13 protein-coding genes and 1 tRNA gene are annotated in these 18,373 nt (G+C 36.0%); 12 read left to right on the top strand and 2 right to left on the bottom strand.

Features of this window, described 5'->3' with window-relative positions; genetic code table 11:
- The first annotated feature begins 1,670 nt into the window (after nucleotides 1–1,670).
- The 4 genes from JCM17102_RS19020 to JCM17102_RS19005 are packed head-to-tail and all read left to right on the top strand — an operon-like array spanning nucleotide 1,671 to nucleotide 9,303.
- Nucleotides 1,671–3,077: an IPT/TIG domain-containing protein gene (locus JCM17102_RS19020; RefSeq protein WP_025076311.1), complete on the top strand. Its 1,407-nt coding sequence runs from the start codon at nucleotides 1,671–1,673 to the stop codon at nucleotides 3,075–3,077.
- A gap of 20 nt (nucleotides 3,078–3,097) precedes the next feature.
- Nucleotides 3,098–6,196, top strand: a complete 3,099-nt coding sequence (locus tag JCM17102_RS19015; protein ID WP_025076310.1) for a SusC/RagA family TonB-linked outer membrane protein — start codon at nucleotides 3,098–3,100, stop codon at nucleotides 6,194–6,196.
- A 19-nt stretch (nucleotides 6,197–6,215) separates the two neighbouring features.
- Nucleotides 6,216–8,264, top strand: coding sequence for a RagB/SusD family nutrient uptake outer membrane protein (locus JCM17102_RS19010; RefSeq protein WP_025076309.1), 2,049 nt, complete (start codon nucleotides 6,216–6,218; stop codon nucleotides 8,262–8,264).
- Nucleotides 8,265–8,292: 28 nt separating this feature from the next.
- A complete protein-coding gene (locus tag JCM17102_RS19005; RefSeq protein WP_025076308.1) occupies nucleotides 8,293–9,303 on the top strand; it encodes a DUF4973 domain-containing protein in 1,011 nt (336 codons plus the stop codon).
- 146 nt (nucleotides 9,304–9,449) lie between these two features.
- Here JCM17102_RS19005 and JCM17102_RS19000 read toward each other — a convergent pair whose 3' ends face one another.
- Together JCM17102_RS19000 and JCM17102_RS18995 are read right to left on the bottom strand one after the other, a co-directional pair.
- A complete protein-coding gene (locus JCM17102_RS19000; RefSeq protein WP_025076307.1) occupies nucleotides 9,450–10,307 on the bottom strand; it encodes an SGNH/GDSL hydrolase family protein in 858 nt (285 codons plus the stop codon).
- A 44-nt stretch (nucleotides 10,308–10,351) separates the two neighbouring features.
- Nucleotides 10,352–11,056 carry an SIR2 family NAD-dependent protein deacylase gene (locus JCM17102_RS18995; protein ID WP_025076306.1) on the bottom strand — a complete coding sequence of 235 codons (705 nt, stop codon included), beginning with the start codon at nucleotides 11,054–11,056 and terminating at the stop codon, nucleotides 10,352–10,354.
- A gap of 334 nt (nucleotides 11,057–11,390) precedes the next feature.
- Between JCM17102_RS18995 and JCM17102_RS18990 the strand changes: the two genes are divergently transcribed.
- The 8 genes from JCM17102_RS18990 to JCM17102_RS18955 all read left to right on the top strand — a co-directional run.
- Nucleotides 11,391–13,337 (top strand): CotH kinase family protein, encoded by a 1,947-nt coding sequence (locus JCM17102_RS18990; RefSeq protein ID WP_025076305.1) that lies wholly within the window; start codon nucleotides 11,391–11,393, stop codon nucleotides 13,335–13,337.
- Nucleotides 13,338–13,505: 168 nt separating this feature from the next.
- A complete protein-coding gene (gene bamJ / locus JCM17102_RS18985) occupies nucleotides 13,506–14,090 on the top strand; it encodes a BamJ family beta-barrel-assembly machinery protein (RefSeq protein ID WP_025076304.1) in 585 nt (194 codons plus the stop codon).
- 20 nt (nucleotides 14,091–14,110) lie between these two features.
- Nucleotides 14,111–14,992, top strand: a complete 882-nt coding sequence (gene bamJ / locus JCM17102_RS18980; protein WP_025076303.1) for a BamJ family beta-barrel-assembly machinery protein — start codon at nucleotides 14,111–14,113, stop codon at nucleotides 14,990–14,992.
- A 162-nt stretch (nucleotides 14,993–15,154) separates the two neighbouring features.
- Entirely contained in the window at nucleotides 15,155–15,619 is a 465-nt protein-coding gene (locus tag JCM17102_RS18975; protein ID WP_025076302.1) for an Lrp/AsnC family transcriptional regulator, read from the top strand.
- 4 nt (nucleotides 15,620–15,623) lie between these two features.
- Nucleotides 15,624–15,935, top strand: coding sequence for a DUF4491 family protein (locus JCM17102_RS18970; RefSeq protein ID WP_025076301.1), 312 nt, complete (start codon nucleotides 15,624–15,626; stop codon nucleotides 15,933–15,935).
- Nucleotides 15,936–16,028: 93 nt separating this feature from the next.
- Nucleotides 16,029–16,102 (top strand) — tRNA-Ile (locus tag JCM17102_RS18965).
- 153 nt (nucleotides 16,103–16,255) lie between these two features.
- Entirely contained in the window at nucleotides 16,256–17,524 is a 1,269-nt protein-coding gene (locus tag JCM17102_RS18960) for a phage integrase SAM-like domain-containing protein (protein WP_025076300.1), read from the top strand.
- Between the two features lie 108 nt (nucleotides 17,525–17,632).
- Nucleotides 17,633–18,373: hypothetical protein (locus JCM17102_RS18955; protein ID WP_025076299.1), on the top strand; the 741-nt coding region annotated here is incomplete at its 3' end.

Genomic DNA, 18,373 nt, shown 5'->3' with positions numbered 1-18,373 from the left:
TATTCTTAAAATTGATAAATATAAAGAATGTATAGCACCACTTAGTTTACAGACTATATATAATTTGTGTATCTTTAAGAATATAATGAATACAGCATTTAAGATATAAATGAAAAATAGATATTTTAAAAGTTTGGTAGCTTCTAAAATCATGAATATTACGGATAGGTGTATCTTTTTCATAATAATATTCTATGTGTTCTTAAATTTGGCTAACAAATAGTTTCATTTCTATTGTCGCTACAAAAATAGAACAAAAAAACATAAATCAAAAGAAAAATTCTTTTTTTTTCGTTTTTGCCATATTTTCATCATAAAACAAAAGAAATTCGACTAATAAATATTGTTTTTCATGCAACATTCCTTAATACAAAGAAAGCAAAGAAAAATCTAATCGGATACAATAAACAAATCAAAAGATACAATATTTCAATCATTTTAGCGTTACAAAAGTAAATTATCCAATTTTTCATTGTTTTACAACATATATTTCGGTATAAAAACACTTTTTTATGTTTTATAATATTATTCAAAACGAAACTTTAAATAACTATATACTATAAGTATAAAAATCACAATCATAGCTTTAACATCTTATAAAACACAAAAGATAATTATATACGACTTCTACATAAATATAATGTATCTATCACTAGTTATTGACTATTTATATTAAGATAAAGATAATCATAAGAGAGAAAATGAAATAACAGATAAGGCTTTCTTCATATATTGTATTTGTTCTTTTCATTAAGTCTCAGTATACCATAGAACTAAAATATTGCCTGCATTTTTCTTAGCCTAAATATCTATGTTAATAAATTCTTCATAATAACTTAGGTGTTTCCATTCATTAGCATATCCTTTTCATTAAAACATACTAACAAAGATTCGGTAGGATTAAAATATTATCCATTTTGTAAAATACTTCAGCAAATCTTACCTATATTAAATAAGACTTAATCAAAAGTTTATATCATTACAAGAATAAACTTTAAGTACTTTACTATCTTATTATTCCGTTATAAGTAGCATCACTAGATTTTCTACATGAGATATTATTCTCATACAAGTTTCCACTAATAAACCATTGACGTTTATTATAAAAGAATAATTCCAAACTAACTTTGCAAAAAAATCATCGCTATAGCAATTGGGACTAAGAAGAACACTTTAATATAAACTATTAGATTGATCCACTTTTAAATTACACAATATACGTAATAGTAATTTTGCTAGTATTATTTACGGAATAATACTAGAGTATTCTACACACTCTAGTTATTCAAGTTTACAAAAAGCAATCTTCTAATATTTCTATATTAAAACAATAGTAAATCTTAAAGTTATCACCACCATGAAGATAAGTTCCATCTATTCAATATTTTACATTATTAAACAAGTCTTTTTTACCTTCCCAACTAAAAAACACATAATTCGCATTATGTTACATATATAAAATATGCTATACAAACAATATCTCAGTATAATAAAAGCAAATTAATGATAGACGAGAACTATGCTCATTAAAGTTCTCTAATTGACAACAAAACCAGAATAGTACTTGAATAAATAAGAATACACTGTATTAATTCAGCTATCAAAAAAAATCTATTGTCTTAATACAATTTACATAATATATTACATTAACCTTTTTAATTATTTAATTTATGAATAAACACTTGATTTACATGCTAGCTTTGTGTAGCATATCATTAGTCGGTTGTAAGGATGAAAATGATCCTAACGATTTTGATCCATCACAACCAGTTGTTTTTACAGATTTTACCCCTAAAGAAGGACCGGTACGTACTCGAATGTACATTATGGGTAGTAATTTTGGGAAAGACCTTTCTAAAATACACATAAACATAGGTGGGCAAGAGGCTATGACCATTGGTTCGGATGGCAAAAAACTTTATTGCATGGTTCCCAAACGTGCTTATAATGGTAACGTAAGCGTTCGAATAGATGGTAAAAACGGTGAAACTGTTGCAGATTATACATTTGAAGAACCATTCAACTACGAAGCTAGAACAGTAGTAGGTACCCTGCTTCGCAAAGTAGATGAGGATGGCAACTCCGCTTTTCAAGATGGCTCTTTCGATGGTGAAGGATCTTGTCCTTCTAATGACTGGATGGTTTTTGATCCTAAACCTTCGGAGAATGGCGATCAAATACTGTTCTCGAGTAACTATTATGATGGTTTTCGTGAATTAAATCTTACTCAACGATATGTAAAACGGCTTTTCCCGAGAACACAATATGCAAAAATGGTATCTTTCACTTTCACAGCTGATGGGGACACGTTATTGTTCCCGGATGATAATGGACATGGAGCTGATAACACAGCCCCTAACATATATTATGCATTACGAAGTGAGCAGTTCCGTAAAATTCGTGCCTATAATTATGGATACTGTAGTTATGGTTGTATCTCAATGAAAGATGGTTCCGTTTTTTATTCATCTTGGAATGATGGAGCGATTTACAAGATGCAGCGTGCTAATGACATACTACCCAATATAGATGTTAAGCCAATAAAATGTTTCACATTGACAGCTATTGGTGGTGGTTCAGCACACACAAGATTGCTACTACATCCATCAGAAAAATATATGTATGTATTTGCACCGCAAAGAGGAGCAATTATGAGATCTGACTACAACGAAGAAACAAAATTATTTGATACACCTAGAGTAATAGCCGGTTCTCTCAGTTCAAAAGGATGCGCAGAAGGCGTCGGTAACGTAGCTAGATTTGAAGAGCCATGGGCTGGTATATTCGTAAAAAATAGAGAGTATGAAGAAGCTGGTAAGAAAGAACTCTACGATTTCTATTTCAGTGATGATGTAAATCATTGTATATGGAAATTGACTCCAGAAGGTGTAGCTACTATGGTAGCAGGACGAAGTAACTATAATGCGGATAAGAAATATACGGGTTATGTAGACGGAGCTCCACTGACGGAAGCACGTTTCAACCGACCTACTTCCTTAGCTTACGATGCTGAGCAGGAAATCTTTTATATTGGCGATATCAACAACAAGGGAATTCGTTACTTAACTACAGAATAATACTATATAAACACATACTTATGAAGAATTATATTTTACTGTTTTTGTTGATGATAGGATGGATAAATATGTCCTATGCCCAAGATCAGCAACAGATGATAGAAGTGACAGGTACGGTCACAGAAGAAAACAAAGAGCCATTAATCGGAGTAAATATTGTTGTAAAAAACGTGCCGAGTTTAGGTGTGATGACAGACGTAAATGGACATTTTAAGATAAAGGTCCCTGCCTACTCATATTTGGTGTTTTCTTACATTGGTTTTGACAAGCAAGAAATACTTGTGAAAGACAATAAGGCGCTTTCTATTATGATGAAAGAAACTTCATCGACTGTATTGGACCAAGTAACAGTAACAGGTACCGGTATACAGAAAAAGGTAACTATAACTGGTGCAGTAACTACAGTGGACGTATCTCAATTGAAAACCTCAACATCTAGCATCACAAATGCGTTAGCAGGTAATGTACCTGGTATTATGGCGCGCCAAACCTCAGGACAACCCGGTGACAATATCTCCGAATTCTGGATTAGAGGTATCTCCACATTCGGTGCAGGATCAAGTGCCTTAGTATTGGTAGATGGTTTTGAACGTAGTATGGATGAATTGAACGTAGAAGATATAGAAACCTTTTCAGTTTTAAAGGATGCCTCTGCCACTGCTATCTACGGTTCAAGAGGTGCCAACGGTGTTGTATTGATCACTACCAAGCGAGGAAAAGAAGGTAAAACCCGTATCAATGCTAAAGCGGAGATGACCTACAATACGCGTACAAAAACTCCGGAATTTGTAGATGGACCGACTTATGCCCGTATGATGAACGAAGCATTAATGACACGTAATCAGTCGGCAGCTTATTCTGATAGTGATATAGAACTAATCGAGAATGGACTGGATCCTGATCTTTTCCCGAATGTGGACTGGATGGGAATGATATTGAAAGATGGAGCACCTACTTATCGTGCTAACATCGACTTAACCGGTGGTGGTACAGTAGCACGATATTTCATTTCAGCTAGTTACGTGGACGAAGGAGGTATGTACGAATCAGATCGGACCATGAAAGACTATAAGACCAATGCTAATTATCATCGTTGGAATTATCGTATGAATGTAGATATTGACTTAACGAAAACTACTTTATTGAAAGTTGGTGTAGCCGGTTCATTGGATAAGCAAAATCTACCAGGAAGCCAATATGGTGAAATTTGGAAATCCTTGATGGGATATAATCCAATTGCCTCTCCTCCACAATACAGTGACGGTAGATGGGGAGCACAAGGAAATGGTGGAAAAAGAAATCCATGGGTACTGATTACACAACAAGGATATCAGGAAAAATGGAAAAATAAAATACAGACAACTGTCAATTTGGAACAAGATCTGAAATTTATAACAAATGGATTGAAGTTTTACGGACGTTTTGGTTTTGATACGAATACAGATAATAGTGATAACCATTACAGATGGCCGGAAAGTTGGTTAGCAGAACGGCAACGTACTACTGAAGGTAAACTTCAGTTTACAAGGATAGAAACTGAACAGCTGATGTTATCAACAACAGGAGCTAGCGGTACACGATATGAGAATCTGGAAGCAGAGTTGCACTATAACCGCATTTTTGGTGACCATCAGGTAGGAGCCGTTATGAAGTATTCACAAGATAAAAAAGTGGATAACAAAAATTATTATGAATTAGCGGGTTACGAAAGAATAGTTTCCGGAATTCAATATCGTCATCAGGGATTGGCCGGACGTTTTACTTACGGATGGAAGTATCGTTATTTCGTTGATTTCAACTTCGGTTACAATGGTTCGGAGAACTTTGCTACTGGCCATCAATTCGGTTTCTTCCCCGCATACTCTGCAGCCTGGAACATTGCAGAAGAACCAATTATCAAGAAAAATCTCAAATGGATAAATATGTTTAAGCTGCGTTATTCTTACGGTAAAGTAGGAAATGATAAATTGATGAATGGTAACACTCAGATCCGTTTCCCTTATGTAGAAAGATTTGCAACTTATGATGCAGATGGATATTATTATGGTGACATAAAAACATCTCTTTACTACTACCCAGGATTATCATATTCGAGAATTTCGTCTCCGTATATCACTTGGGAGGTCGCTACAAAACATGATATAGGTTTAGACTTTTCACTTTTTAATGACAAACTTAGCGGTACGGTTGATTATTTCCACGAACAACGCGATGGAATTTATCTAAACCGTAAGTTTTTACCACAAAGTGTCGGATTAAACCATATCCCAGCTCCGTACGCCAATGTAGGTGCTGTTTTGTCTAAAGGATTTGACGGAAATATTGCTTTCCATGAGAAATTTGGAAACTTAGACCTAACTTTGCGTGCCAACATGACCTATAGCAAGAATGAAATTAAAGAGTACGATGAACAGTTCAGCCATTACTCTTATAATATGAATGCCGGCTTTCGTGTAAATCAAGCACGTGGATTAATTGCTGAAGGACTATTCAAAAATTACGATGAAATTCGTAATAGTCCCAGACAAGATTTTGGTGAGGTAGCTCCCGGTGACATAAAATATAAGGATGTAAATGGAGATGGAGTTGTTAATAATAATGACGTAGTACCTATTGGCGCTACTACTAAACCGAACATGATTTATGGATTTGGATTTTCTGCGGCATGGAAAGGATTAGATTTCAATGTACTTTTTCAAGGAGCTGGTAAATCATCTTTCTTTATCAATGGATTTACAGTTTATCCATTCCAAGAAAACAGTTGGGGAAATATCCTAAATGATGTGCCAGGAAACTATTGGTCATTAGGAGAGAATGAAAACCCGAATGCAATCTATCCTCGTCTAAGCTATGGTGGCAACTCTAATAATTACCGCGCTTCTACATATTGGTTGCGCGATGGTTCGTATCTCCGTCTGAAAAATCTGGACATCGGTTATACAATTCCTAAACGATTGGTAAACCGCATCCATTTGGATAATGTACGTATCTATCTCATGGGAACTAATTTACTAACATTCTCCAGTTTCAAACTGTGGGATCCGGAACTAGGAAGTTCTAACGGGCAAGAATATCCATTAGCTAAATCCTATACAATAGGCTTAACGATAAATTTATAACCTATAATAAATAAGAAATATGAAAAAAGGAAAATATATATTGATGGGAGCGATATTAGTCGGACTTGGCTTCACCTCTTGTTCTGATTATTTAAATGTAGACCGATACTTTAAAGAACAACAATCAAACGATCATATATTCGAAAATAAAGACTATACATTGCAATGGCTGTCATTTTGCTATAGTCGTCTGCAAGGTGATAATATCGAAGTGGGACATAGTGACATCTGTCCAACTAATTTTTCTGATGACCAAGCATTTAATGAAGGAAATAATGGAGACCGTTACCGTAAATTCAAATTGGGTGAATACGGATATGGATATTCCTACGGAGGATATTATACCAATTCATGGCCTTGGGCATATGATGCTATCTATCAAGCATCTATCTTAATCAATAATATATATAAAAATAAGGATTTCACTCAAGAAGAAATCACTGACGTAAAAGGACAGGCGCGTTTTCTTCGAGCTTATTTTTACTGGCTACTGTTAAAAAAATACGGTCCGGTGCCGATTATGCCGATAGAAGGTGCCGATTATACTAAATCTTATGAAGAATTAAGTTTTCCACGTAACACATATGATGAATGTGTGGAGTTTATAACTTCTGAGATGCAGCAAGCTGCATTTGAATTATTCGAGAGGAGAGATAACCTGAATATTTGTCGTCCGACCAAAGGAGCAGCTTTGGCAGTACGCGCAAAAGTCTTTCTTTACGGGGCTAGTCCATTAGCCAATGGAAATACAGAAATGGCAGACTTTACAGATAAAAGTGGACGCATCCTAATCCCACAGGAATATGACGAGTCGAAATGGGCGAAAGCTGCCGCTGCCGCAAAAGATATGATTGAATATGCAGAAGAGACAGGTTTTTATAGAATTTATACGGTAGGAGTACGAAAACAAGATAATGATAAATCATATCCTAGTACAATTACCCCACCGCCACATGAGATTTATTCCAATAAAAACTTCCCTGAAGGATGGCAAAACATAGATCCATTCGAATCTTATCGTGCTATATTCAACGGAGAGTTGTACGCAGCAGAAAACCCAGAATTGATCTTCACCCGTGGTTTAAATAAAGACGGAAACAACTTGGAAACAGCACAAGGTATCGCTGATTTGGTGAGACATCAATTACCGGCTTCCTGCGGTGGATGGAACATCCATGGTGTGACACAGAAACAATGTGACGCATATGATATGGCATGGGGAGAACCATTTGACCGTGCCACTTGTCCAGATGGATATGTGACTAATGACAACAAACAGGATCATCTTTATGATCACGTACCGAATGACGTTCACATGGAATATACAAACAGAGAACCTCGATTCTATGCATCAATTGCTTACAATGGATGTGTATGGGATTGTGCAAGTGCCGTAGAAGGAAAAGATGAACATTACAGATATATACAAAGATGGTATTATCGTGGTGCAGACGATGGTCGTATCAATGGCGGTCAGAATTGGCTGATCACCGGCATTGGAGTAAAAAAATATGTTCATCCTACAGATTGTGCTAACCACGGAGGAAGCATCTGTGACAAGGTAGAGCCTACCCTTCGTTATGCTGACATCCTATTAATATATGCAGAATCACTGAATAATTTGACCCCAGGAAAAAGCTACGATATTGCTTCTTGGGATGGAAGTAAAACACATACTATCAAACGAGATATCGAAGAAATGCGTCGTGGCGTTAAACCGATTCGTATGCGTGCCGGGCTTCCAGACTACGATAATGCTGTTTACCAAGATCCAAAATTGTTTTTTAATAAACTTGTGCACGAACGCCAAATCGAATTCTTCAACGAGAATCAGCGTTTCTTCGATTTACGTCGTTGGAAGATTGCAGAAGAGCATGAAAGTGAGCAGATCTATGGTTGCAACACCTTAGTTAACAGAGACCACAGAGATGCTTTCTATACTCCGGTCAGAGTAGCCAATCTTCAAACTTCCTTCTCACGAAAACAGTACTTTTGGCCTATCACTTATGACGAACTGAAACGTAATAAGAATATGACTCAGGCACCGGGATGGCAAGATTATGATTAAAGGTATTAATGTAAATAATAAATATAATATGAAGAAATTATATATTTTAGGAATTATGTCAGTTGTATGTGTCTTCTTCGGGTCATGCAACGATGAATGGAAGGAAGAGCTCCACAGTCAGATGATTTCGTTTAAAGCACCGGTAGGAAGCAACGGCGTATGTGACATTTATATGCGTTACCAACCCGATGGTACTGCATCCTATGAGTTACCGGTCATCGTCAGCGGTACACGTGATAATGGACGGAATATCAACGTGAAAATTGGTGTAGATAACGACACACTTTATCACTTGAATACGGAGAAATTTGCAGTGGGACGTAAGGATCTTTGGTATCGGCAACTGCCTGAAAATTTTTATACTTTCCCATCAGAGGTTTGCCAAATACCTGCTGGTGAGAATGTACAAAACTACACCCTTAATTTTAATCTGAAAGGATTAGACTTAAATGAAAAATGGGTGCTTCCATTAAATGTTGAAGAGGACCCGTCTTATGTTCGCAATATTCGTAAGGGATGGTGTAAAGCTTTATTGGGTATCAACTTATATAACGACTATTCCGGTACTTATTCAACCACATTAATGAATATTTATGTCGATGGTACTACCAACGACCCAGCTATAGTAGATAATCGCGTAACTCGTGTAGTAGACAACAATTCAATCTTCTTCTATGCTGGTTCAGTATGGGAAGAAGATGAAAATCGCAGTAAGTATAAGGTGATTGTGACCTTTAATGAAGGAGAGCTTAATAAAGATGGAAATATGGCTGGTTCATTAACCATTAAACAAGGGGACCCTACAAGTGGAGCTAATATCGTGCCTGTTGGTGACTGTACATATGAGTTAATTGTACAAAAACATGAAACGAAACCCTATTTGGAACGTCATATCACGATTCTACGTTTAGAATATAAATATACAGACTTCACTTCCGATCCAAAGAATCCGATAATATATGATGTAAAAGGTTCCATGACAATGGAGCGCCAGATCAATACGCTGATTCCAGATCAAGATCAGGCTATTCAATGGTGATAATTATATACTTATTATAGTATATAAGAAACCATGAAGAAAGAGCTGTCTCACCCATAGGAGACAGCTCTTTTGACTTTTTATCCAATAATCCTAATCTAATTATCTACTTCAAAACTCTAAGGGAAACAAAATCCCAAGAGTCTCTAAAACGTTACTGGCAATGAAAGTAATTGAAACATCAATGTACGTGCCATACGTTTCTGACCATTAGTATTTGGATGCAAACGATCAAAATCCGGATTATTGAAATAAATAAGCTGCTCCTCAATCATCGGATTCAAACCTGTCATTGAATTAAAATCTATCACAGGAATTCCCCAAATATTACTGGCTTCTTTTATAGCTTGAACATAAGCATCAATATATTCTCCACAACTATTTTGATAACTCTCATCCGGTTGCACATTATTCTCACTAAATTCAGCCAAAGAACGATGTAAAGGAGTTAATAAGACAATCTGTTTATCAGGAAAGAGCTTCTTTAACTGACATATGCCTATATTGATACGACCTTTATAAGTATCTTTATCCATATTTGGAATACGCCGTATGCGCTTTACCAACTTTTTTATTTCTCCAGTAGCTGCCATTACCGAATCCTCCTGTTCAGTAAACCATTCTCCTATTGGCACTCCACTATTAAAATCATTAGTACCCATGAAGACAATAATAGCATCAACTTCCGCCCCATGCTCCGTTTTTAATTTTTCTGCCTGACGAGGTACATCATCCCACTGCCGTCCACTTACACCATAAACAAAAGGCGTAATTCCCAACCAATCTTTCAAGAAATCCCAGTATTTTTTAATCTCCTTACCATAGCAATTAGGATCTGTGACAGAGTCACCAATATATCCTACTCGTTTACCTTGCCATGGATGTTGAAAACAATCCTCTTCATTTCCAAATAACTCCTTTTTTGAGATAGAAGATTGATTCTGTCCACATAAGCATGAGCTAAAAAATAATAAAGCACCAATTATTAATAGTTTGTTTTTCATAAGTATCTTAATATTTATAGGAATAATAAGTAACAATAATATCTTTATCGCCCAATTCCCAGCATACTCTTCAGTTCAGCTACTCCCTCAGAGGCCCCTTTCTGAATAATATGGATCGGTCGAGAAGTATGTGTTTCTACCGGCTTGGGATCAATCAAATAAACTCCTGCTTCTCGTGGCACATAATGCAGTAAACCCGCAGCCGGATATACATTTAACGAAGTACCAATAATCACAAAAACATCTGCTTTTTCTACATAAAGAATCGCTTTTTCAATCTCCGGAACAGCTTCTCCGAACCATACAATAAAAGGACGTAACTGACTACCATCATCCGCTTTATCTCCTACCTTTACTTCATATTCTTCAGGTTTCAGCTCTTTTATATAGCGAGAATTATATGGATCCCTACTAGAACAAACTTTTGTCAATTCACCATGTAAATGAATGATATGGCTACTGCCCGCCCGTTCATGCAGATCATCAATATTTTGTGTTATTACTGTCACATGATATTCTTTCTCCAATTCTGCTAACAGTTCATGTCCACGATTCGGTTTTACCCCCAACAACTGCTTCCGACGCTCATTATAGAAATTGATTACCAATGCTGGATCACGCTGGTATCCTTCAGGGGTCGCGACCTGTTCTACGGGATAACGATCCCACAACCCACCTGCATCCCTAAAAGTACTAATTCCGCTCTCGGCACTCATACCAGCTCCTGTCAATATTACCAAATTCTTCATAAACGATCCTCCTTACCTTATAATATATAACAATACAAAAATAATGAGAATAGTCGGTAAAAGAAAATCTAAACACATGTAATCTTACACTTTGAAGTAATTTTGTTTTTGTTACTATAATAAATATAACTTTCCTTCCAAAAATCAATGATAAAAGAAAATTTCTAGGTTAATTTCTTGTTTGTTAGCTAAAAACTTCATATTTTTGAGCAGTATATATTTCTTGCAGAAACTAATTGAATTGCTGATATTCAAGCAAGTAACCCATAAGAATTTACATTATTAACCTCATATATAATCTATATTCTAAATAACCAATTTAATACTTTTATTTATGAAAAAGAACAATTTATCATTTCTGCAAGGCTTCGTACGGCTTTGTTTCATTCTATCAATTTTTCTCTTCTCATGCTCTGATGACAAAAAAGATATAAGTAATAATGACGGAAACGAACCACCACCCGTTATCACTACTACTTCAACAATTCTTCAACAATTTGAAGATGCATTGGATAAATCTTTAACGGTCAGTGACATCAAGACTACAGGGGCAACAACCACTCTTACCTTAAGTGATAAAAGTACTATAGAACTCCCAATAAAATATTATGTTATTGATTTTACAGGCAAAGAAATTCCTATTGTCACCAAAGGACTTACAAACACATGGGTAGTAAACGGTACTAATTTAGGTATTCCGGTTAAAACATCCAGTTCCGGTGACCCACTCATTGTATGTATAGCCTATGACAATAATGCTGTTACTGTTTATCTAAACGATGGAGAAAGAAAAATAATCAATAGAGAAGGAGAAGAAGGGATCTATTCATTTATTCTTGAGGCAGCAAAAAACAGAGAATTAGATAAAGATATTATAGCTGTTATCGAAGGTAACTCCATAAGCGCTATCTTACCTGAAGGAGTCTCTGCAGAATCACTTGTTTTAACTTTTGGTTATCGTGGTGTTTCAGTTACAGTCAATGGTACCGCACAAGAAAGTGGTGAAACTGCTAACAATTTCGAAACCCCTCTAACTTATAGCCTGAAGAAAAAAGATGGGACCAAAATCGATTATTTAGTAAACATAAGATCAATTCGTATTCCTCAAATTTATATTGATACAGAAAATAATGCTGAAATTAAAGATAAAGAAAATTATGTAATAGCTAATATCAGAGTAGAAGATCCCAGTAAGCTCTATACAGATGGTACTACAATTGAAAGAAGTGCTAGAATACGTGGACGTGGGAATTCAACCTGGGGAATGCCGAAAAAGCCATATAGAATAAAGCTAGATAAAAAAACACAATTATTAGGAATGAGCACTGATAAAGATTGGGCTTTGCTTGCTAATTATGCAGATAAATCACTTTTAAGAAATATCACTGCATTCAATATCTCACGAATTGTTGGCATGAGATGGACTCCAAAATCTATTAGCGTTGAATTATATCTTAATGGAAAATATCTGGGAGTCTACGCTTTGACAGAACATGTCAAAGTTTCCGAGGAACGACTCAACATCAATTTAGCCGATAAATCTGTTGATGGTGACTATCTCATGGAATTAGACTTTCACTATGATGAAGGAGCACGTTTCAAAACAGATATAAAGAAATTGCCTATGATGTTTAAAGATCCGGATGAACCAACTGACGAACAATTCAACTTTGTCAAAGACTTCTATAATAAAGCTGAATCTGTTCTATATTCCGATAAATTCACTGATCCTGAAAATGGATATCATAAATATATAGATATAGAATCGTTTGTTAAATACTTCATCGTGCAGGAACTCTCAAAGAATTGTGACGGAAATATGCGAGGGAGTTGTTATATGGCCATTCTTAATAATAATATTATAGAACAGCCTCTTGTATGGGACTTCGACATAGCATTTGGTAATGCCAATCACATTACGACAGAGCAAGGAGCATCATCAACAGGTCCAAAAGGTTGGTATATCAAAACCTGTTCACCATGGTTCGATCAATTATTTAGAGACCCAGCTTTCGTAAAAGCACTAAAAGAGAAATGGAATACAGTAAAACCTCAATTAGACCAATTACCACAATTTGTTCAGAATCGTTCCAACGAATTGGGAAGTGCTGCCGCACGTAATTTCGGGAATGTAGAAGACGGCGGAGCCGGATGGGACATACATAAAGTAATGTGGCCTAACTATATAGATCGTGGAAGCTATGAAAAAGAGGTTAAATTCCTGAAAGATTTCATTGAACAACGATTAACTTGGTTAGATAAATATATTAACGAATTATAAGAAAGTTATCATAAAGAAAAGAATGAACTTTTGCCGATATAAGAATTTTTAAATACTAAATGCTAAATCATTCAAATAAAACGTGTACTTTTGCGGCTTATAAAATTGCAATTGATTGAATGTTAAAGTCATGAAGGACTATAGTTCAATCTCCAATAAAAACATTATATGGATAAATTTAGTTACGCTATTGGTCTCGGAATAGGCCAAAACTTATTAAGTATGGGAGCAAAAGGCATTGAGGTGGATGACTTTGCACAAGCTATCAAAGACGTATTTGAAGGTAACCAGACTGAAATCAGTCATACGGAAGCCCGCGAAATAGTAAACAAATATTTTGAAGAACTGGAAGCAAAAATAAGTGCCGCCAGTATCGAACAGGGTAAAGCCTTTCTGGAAGAAAACAAAAAAAGAGCCAATGTTGTTACCCTTCCGAGCGGATTACAATATGAAATTATCAAGGAAGGAAATGGCAAACAGGCAAAGGCTACTGATCAGGTAAAATGCCACTATGAAGGTACATTAATTGATGGTACATTGTTTGACAGCTCTATCAAACGCGGTGAGCCAGCTGTATTTGGGGTAAACCAAGTGATTCCAGGATGGGTAGAAGCTCTTCAGCTAATGCCGGAAGGTTCAAAATGGAAACTGTATATTCCGTCAGAGTTAGCTTATGGTGCACAAGGTGCCGGAGAAATGATTCCTCCTCACAGTACACTTGTATTTGAAGTAGAATTACTTGAAGTATTATAAATAAAAAATTTCAAAGCAACATGAAAAAAGTTAGTATTTTTATGACAATCGCTGCTGCTGCAAGTCTTGCTTCTTGTACAGCTCAAGCTCCTAAAGCAAATCTGAAATCAGACATTGACTCATTGTCTTATTCAATTGGTATGGCTCAGACTCAAGGTCTGAAAGACTATCTGGTAGGACGTCTGGGTGTAGATACTGCTTATATGGCAGAATTTATCAAAGGTTTGAACGAAGGCGCTGACAAGACAAGCAAGAAAGAAATTGCTTATATGGCAGGTTTGCAAATCGGTCAACAAATCAACGGTACCAATGGTATGATTAAGAATATCAACCAAGAATTATTTGCAGGTGACTCTCTTAAAACTATCAGCAAAGATAACTTTATGGCAGGTTTCATCGCAGGTGCTTTGGAAAAAGGTGGTTTGATGTCTATGGATGAAGCTCAGATATATACTCGTACAGCTATGGAAGCCGTTAAAGCAAAAGCTATGGAAGAAAAATATGCAGACAATAAAGCTGCAGGTGAAAAATTCCTGGCTGAAAACAAGACCAAAGATGGTGTAAAAACGACTCCTAGCGGACTTCAATACAAAGTTATCACTGAAGGTACAGGAGCAATTCCCGCTGACTCTAGCAAAGTAAAAGTAAACTATAAAGGAACTTTGATTGACGGAACTGAGTTTGACAGCTCTTACAAACGTAATGAACCTGCTACTTTCCGTGCTAACCAAGTAATCAAAGGTTGGACAGAAGCTCTGACTATGATGCCTGTAGGTTCAAAATGGGAGCTTTACATTCCTCAGGAACTGGCTTATGGTGCAAGAGAGTCTGGTCAAATCAAACCGTTCTCTACTTTAGTATTCGAAGTTGAATTAGTGGAAATCGAACCGGACAAGAAATAAGAAAATTCTTGGCTTAAATAAAGAAAGGGAAGAGGTGCAAACGAGTTGCACCTCTTTTTTTTTGCTTTTTCCTCTTTTTTTTCTCGAAAAAGAAGAAGAATTAAAATAAATCTCTATATTTGCTTACTATTTGATAACAACTGGAAAATATAATTTATTATTATGGAAAAAATAGACAACCTCGACAGACAAATCCTAGAAATCATCTCGCAGAATGCTCGTATCCCTTTTAAAGATGTAGCAGCTGAGTGTGGCGTATCCCGTGCAGCCATTCATCAACGCGTACAGAGACTGATTGATCTCGGAGTTATCGTAGGCTCGGGTTATCATGTGAATCCGAAATCTCTGGGATATAGAACTTGTACTTATGTTGGTATCAAGTTGGAAAAAGGTTCTATGTATAAATCTGTAGTAGCAGAGTTACAAAAAATTCCCGAAATTGTGGAATGCCACTTCACTACAGGACCTTATACCATGCTAACTAAACTTTATGCTTGTGACAACGAACACTTGATGGACTTACTTAATAACAAAATGCAAGAAATTCCGGGCGTAGTTGCTACAGAAACATTAATCTCTCTGGAGCAAAGTATTAAAAAAGAAATTCCAATTCGCATAGAAAAATAACCAGATGGAGTTTCTGAATGAGTATCATCTGGGGGGATTATTCATTGGAATCTGCACCTTTCTGATTATCGGTCTTTTCCATCCTATAGTGGTAAAGGCTGAATATTATTGGGGGACAAGATGTTGGTGGATATTCCTTATACTTGGTATTGCAGGTGTCTTTGCCTCACTAAGTATTGATAATGTGATTCTATCTTCGTTATTGGGTGTATTCGCTTTTACTTCACTCTGGACTATAAAAGAAGTCTTTGAACAAGAAGATCGAGTAAAAAAAGGTTGGTTCCCTAAGAACCCAAAACGAAAATATAAATTCTGAGAAGAAAAGCTTTACATTTTTTTATTAAAAGGACTTGCATAATTCGGCAAAAAGAACTACTTTTGTCACCGCATCCAATAAAAAGGGTACACCGGACTTGTAGCTCAGTTGGTTAGAGCAACAGACTCATAATCTGGAGGTCCCTGGTTCAAGCCCAGGCTGGTCCACGAAGAAAACAAGCGTTAATTGCAAGAAATCAAGCAGTTAGCGCTTTTCTTTTTGTCCTTCACTATGAATTGGGATAGGCTCAAATCAATAGAATTACATATCTTTTGCAGCATTTGTTTACCGCTTGTTTACCGATAAACAAAAGGATTAATATGCTGACAATCAACGCAGAAATCAAGAAAGACGGACTACGGTCTGATGGTACTTACAACGTAAAGCTAAGATTCACGCTTGACAGAAAAATGAGAAGGCTGGCAACAAGCCTATTCGTCACAAGTAAAGACTTGACTAAAGAACTGAAAATCAAGCAAAATTCACCTATTAAAAAAGAGATAGATTCTCTTATTCGCAGTTATCAAGAGAAATGTGCCAAACTGCAAGTTGAATTAAACCACTACACCATTGATGAAGTAATGGACTACTTGGATGGGGAGCATCAAAAGCAGCAAACCATTGACTTTATAAAGTTCAGTCGTGAGTGGATAGCCTCAACTACTATCAAAGGCGCACCTAACTACACCACCGCCATAAATGCTTTAGTCCGTTTCATAGGTAAAGAGGAATTGGATGTAAATCTGATTACAACCATTTTTTTAGAGAACTTCAAAGCGTTTTTGAATAAAGAGCGTGAAATACGAACCAAAAAACTGATTCAGCAAGGTAAACGTGTTCCCTCTAATCGGTCTTTATCTCTTTATTTGGTAAGCATAAAGAAACTATTTAAAGAAGCGCAAAAGAAGTATAACAAGAGAGAGAATAATCTCATGTTGATACCTAACAACCCATTTATAGACTTTGAGATACCCAAGCAAGAAGCAACAAGAAAGAGAGCTATCCCGACAGATATTATAAAGAAGGTATGGAAGCTACCCTATAAAGATATGAAGAAAGGCTACAAGTCCACTTGCCGCTATAATTTGGCAAAAGATTGCTTTATTCTATCATTCTGTCTGATGGGCATTAATTCAGCCGATTTATATAATGCTACAGAAATGGCGAACAATACCATTACTTATAATCGTACCAAGACGAAAGACCGTAGATTGGATAATGCTCAAATGAAAGTGGATATACCTAAAATCGCATTACCACTTATAGAGAAATACAGAGATAAAAGTGGTAAACGCTTATTTAATTTTTACCAATACTATGCAGACGAAAAAGGTTTCAATAAGGCTATCAACTACGGCTTAAAAGAAATTGGTACAATATTAGGAGTAGATGATTTGGAATACTACGCAGCGCGGCATTCATGGGCTACCATTGCGCTTAATAAAGTTGGTATAGATAAATATATAGTCCATGCAGCACTGAACCATATAGATGATTCTATGAAAGTGACAGATATTTATATTGAACGGGACTTCGTAAATGAGAACAAGGCTAATGCCAAAGTTGTGAAATATGTATTTGGTAAATGAATATCGTTTGCCTTTATGCAGAACCTACTATAACAAAAAGAAGTCTGTAATCTGGCAAAGATTGCAGACTTTTCTTTTATTTTGCAGTATAACTAATATGAATGACTTATGTATCAAATAGAAAAACTGCCCGATTTAAAAGTGGCTTGGCATGAAAGCTACAAATGTCTAAATGAACCACTCTTAGAATACGTGTGGGAAGTAGCCAATCACTTCCTACCCGATTATGTGGAAACAGATACGGGAATGATACCCGTAGAATCTTCCGCACCTGCCATATTCGCCAACAGATATGCGGAAAGAAACTTGTCCGTTGAAGAAAGGTACGAGAGGAGCAAAGAAATGAAAACATTCAAAGGAACTTTGGAAGAATACAAGAAACGGAAATACAGAAAGCTGAATGATTCTTTCAAAGAGAAGTTCCTGACTAATGAAGATTTACAGAATACCATTGAAGCGTATAAGTTGGACGTTAGCAAGTTTTGGTATCTACTTCTGTTCGTATATGACTTTATAGAGGATATTGGCACAAACGCACCTGCATTAAATAAGTCAGTATTGGAGGACTTTAGCTATTTTCATGCTACCCTATTGGAAGCTACCAGTATCACCCTAAAGAAGAACAACAAGAAAAGCTATGTTGTTGAAAGGGAGGACACAATCAGAATCATTCAAGCAGCCTTGCAGCATTTTGTCAATACATACAGTGATATTATACATAGCGAACAAGATAGAGAAACTATAATTAAACAATTAAAGGGCATAGGCTTGGAGGGCTTTATCAGAAATGACTTATCGTCAAAAATCAGCTTTACAGACAAGTCCAGTCTTGACATATCTTATAAGAAA

The organism is Bacteroides faecichinchillae JCM 17102, assembly GCF_000614145.1.
Taxonomy (GTDB): Bacteria; Bacteroidota; Bacteroidia; order Bacteroidales; family Bacteroidaceae; genus Bacteroides; species Bacteroides faecichinchillae.
This window is presented reverse-complemented; position numbering and strand designations above follow the sequence as displayed.

Bases quoted from the DNA above. Each gene is read 5' to 3' on its own strand.
- JCM17102_RS19000 (WP_025076307.1), bottom strand. From the start codon at position 10,307: ATGAAAAACAAACTATTAATAATTGGTGCTTTATTATTTTTTAGCTCA.
- JCM17102_RS19020 (WP_025076311.1), top strand. From the start codon at position 1,671: ATGAATAAACACTTGATTTACATGCTAGCTTTGTGTAGCATATCATTA.
- JCM17102_RS18975 (WP_025076302.1), top strand. From the start codon at position 15,155: ATGGAAAAAATAGACAACCTCGACAGACAAATCCTAGAAATCATCTCG.
- JCM17102_RS19015 (WP_025076310.1), top strand. From the start codon at position 3,098: ATGAAGAATTATATTTTACTGTTTTTGTTGATGATAGGATGGATAAAT.
- bamJ (WP_025076304.1), top strand. From the start codon at position 13,506: ATGGATAAATTTAGTTACGCTATTGGTCTCGGAATAGGCCAAAACTTA.
- JCM17102_RS18960 (WP_025076300.1), top strand. From the start codon at position 16,256: ATGCTGACAATCAACGCAGAAATCAAGAAAGACGGACTACGGTCTGAT.
- JCM17102_RS19005 (WP_025076308.1), top strand. From the start codon at position 8,293: ATGAAGAAATTATATATTTTAGGAATTATGTCAGTTGTATGTGTCTTC.
- JCM17102_RS19010 (WP_025076309.1), top strand. From the start codon at position 6,216: ATGAAAAAAGGAAAATATATATTGATGGGAGCGATATTAGTCGGACTT.
- JCM17102_RS18970 (WP_025076301.1), top strand. From the start codon at position 15,624: ATGGAGTTTCTGAATGAGTATCATCTGGGGGGATTATTCATTGGAATC.
- bamJ (WP_025076303.1), top strand. From the start codon at position 14,111: ATGAAAAAAGTTAGTATTTTTATGACAATCGCTGCTGCTGCAAGTCTT.
- JCM17102_RS18995 (WP_025076306.1), bottom strand. From the start codon at position 11,056: ATGAAGAATTTGGTAATATTGACAGGAGCTGGTATGAGTGCCGAGAGC.
- JCM17102_RS18990 (WP_025076305.1), top strand. From the start codon at position 11,391: ATGAAAAAGAACAATTTATCATTTCTGCAAGGCTTCGTACGGCTTTGT.